Annotated in this window: 4 protein-coding genes and 1 pseudogene; 1 reads left to right on the top strand and 4 read right to left on the bottom strand. The window is 63.5% G+C overall.

What is annotated here, in order from left to right; translation table 11 throughout:
- The 4 genes from RFM41_RS33960 to tnpA all read right to left on the bottom strand — a co-directional run.
- A partial coding sequence (locus tag RFM41_RS33960; protein ID WP_320319354.1) for an IS66 family transposase occupies window positions 1–310 on the bottom strand: 310 nt, incomplete at its 3' end.
- Window positions 311–386: 76 nt separating this feature from the next.
- A complete protein-coding gene (locus tag RFM41_RS33955; RefSeq protein ID WP_320253498.1) occupies window positions 387–890 on the bottom strand; it encodes an IS66 family transposase in 504 nt (167 codons plus the stop codon).
- A 72-nt stretch (window positions 891–962) separates the two neighbouring features.
- A complete protein-coding gene (gene tnpB, locus RFM41_RS33950) occupies window positions 963–1,313 on the bottom strand; it encodes an IS66 family insertion sequence element accessory protein TnpB (RefSeq protein ID WP_320253499.1) in 351 nt (116 codons plus the stop codon).
- Entirely contained in the window at window positions 1,310–1,669 is a 360-nt protein-coding gene (tnpA, locus tag RFM41_RS33945) for an IS66-like element accessory protein TnpA (protein WP_320319355.1), read from the bottom strand. The genes tnpB and tnpA overlap by 4 nt, the downstream gene beginning before the upstream one ends.
- Before the next feature lie 131 nt (window positions 1,670–1,800).
- Here tnpA and RFM41_RS33940 point away from each other — a divergent pair.
- A pseudogene (locus RFM41_RS33940) lies at window positions 1,801–1,992 on the top strand (Rieske (2Fe-2S) protein); the annotation flags it as partial.
- Window positions 1,993–2,072: the final 80 nt, after the last annotated feature.

The raw sequence follows: 2,072 nt of genomic DNA, 5'->3' as shown, positions 1-2,072 counted from the left end.
CCATGGTGGCGCGATACCAGGCGATCGGCGGCTCCTGCGAACCCGAATTGCGGTCGTCGGCGACGTAAACCCAGAGCGCGCCCTTGTGCGTCGTGCCGGTGCCGGGCGCCAGGATCGGAAGCCGCGTGTCGTCGGTGTGTAGCTTGGTGCGGGTACGGCCGATCTCACGGATGCGATTGTAGATCGGATCGAGCAAGGCGGCGGCATAGCCGGCGCTGCGCGCCAGCGTGGATCGCTCGATCTCGACGCCCTTGGCGGCCATCATCTGGATTTGGCGATAGTAGGGCAGATGATAACCCCACTTCGCCATCATGATATGGGCGAGCGCGGCGTAGCTGAGTTTGCCGCGTGCAATGGCCTTGGCGGGTGCCGGGGCCTGAATGATCTTATCGCACGTCCGGCAGCTGTACTTGGGTCGAACGGTCTCGATGACCTGCCAGGCCTGGGCGACCAGATAGCATCTCATCGCTATCTTCGCCCATGGCGCGCAGAGCGCCGCCGCAGCCCGGGCAGCACGCACAAGACGGCTCGCGAAGGATCCGCTTGCGCGGCAGGTTCGGATTGAGCTTGCGCACCGGCAGCACCCGGACCTTATCGGTGTCGGAGACGATGGCCAGCTCGACCTCGGGCGCGCCGGCGGCGAAATCGGTCTCGAGATCTTCGAGTTCGAGCAGCATCTGACCGAGCTTCTCGGACGAGCGGCCGAAGGCCTTGCGGTTGAAGCGATCGATCCGCAGCTGCAGGCGCTGAATGCGAAGTGCGGCCTCGGCGCGCTCTCTGCGCAGCTGTTCATCGCGTTCGGCGATGGCGATGTCGCGGGCAGCAACGGCCGCTTCCAGAAGCGCGATCCGGGCGAGGAAATCAGCGGTTGAGGGAGCTTGTTCCGACACCCAAATTGCATACCCGAAAGAGCTCCTTCAAGGAAGCAAAATCGACACAAAATCAATGAGAAACGAGCAAAGTTAGCCAGCCACACGCGGCCGATAAGTCTTGCTCGGCCGGCGCCAGTCGATCCCTTCCAGAAGCAGCGAAAGCTGCGCCTTGGTGAGCGAAACGGCGACCTGATCCTTTGTGGTTGGCCAGGCAAAACAGCCGTCGGTAAGCCGCTTTGTGAATAGGCAGAACCCCTGGTCGTCATGCGCCAAAATCTTGATGATATGGCCCTTGTGTCCACGGAAGCAGAAGATCGCGCCCATGTGCGGGTCGAGCGAGAGCACCTGCTGCACCATTCGCGCCAGGCTGTTGATCCCGCGGCGCATGTCGGTCGCGCCGCAGCACAGATAAATCCGGTCGGTCGGCACCACCGTGATCACCTGCTCAACTCCGCCAGGACGATGCGCAGCGCTGTCGGATCGGCGGTCCCATCGATCCGCAATCGCGCACCGTTCGCAAAGGCCACGACGATCCTGCCGGCCGGGCCCGGGCAATCGGCGGCGGCGCGTTCGACCTCGGGCAGATCGTTCACCTCGATCCGCGCGAAGGTCGCCACCGCCTGGTCGACATCGACGTCGCCGGCCATCTGCTTGCGCCACGCATAGAGCTGCGAAGGAGCTACGCCAAACGCTTGCGCGACCTCGGTCACCGACGATCCCGCCGCGCTCGCAAGGTCGACCAACGCGCGCTTCTCCGCGCAACTCCACAGCCTCCGTTGCCGTACGCGGCCGGGCATCGTTGCACCATCTTCAGCCGCTGCGGTGCTGCCGATCTCGGCGACAACATCGCCCTTTGCATGTTCCAATGTCATGGCGCGAAAGCTCCATGTTCATCGGCCTATTGCAAGGTGCCTTGGTGCACCGCTTACAAAACAACCGCGAGTGCTATCATTGCAGTAGCAACCATCCGTCGCTCTGCCGCTCCTTGTCGCTTGATGCTGAAGTGGCCGGCGTGTCGGCCGACGGGTCTGTCTCGGCGACGCTTCAGGCGCATTTCGATCGTTGCGAAGATGCTGGCGCGCCTGCAGGGTACGCCTCCGGCGAGGGCCGCCTTGCGCGAGCAGGGCACGGTAGCGATGCTGCGCTCTTAAGGTCGTCCTTACGAGCGTAGTTAGCAGCACAGCATGAGCCATGTGACGT

Source organism: Mesorhizobium vachelliae (assembly GCF_033977325.1).
Lineage (GTDB): Bacteria > Pseudomonadota > Alphaproteobacteria > Rhizobiales > Rhizobiaceae > Mesorhizobium > Mesorhizobium vachelliae.
The sequence above is the reverse complement of the archived record's forward strand: the minus strand, read 5'-3'. Positions and strand labels throughout refer to the sequence as shown.

What these genes read in the sequence shown, in the direction of transcription:
- tnpA (WP_320319355.1), bottom strand. Translation starts at nt 1,669, where the DNA reads ATGCCCGGCCGCGTACGGCAACGGAGGCTGTGGAGTTGCGCGGAGAAG.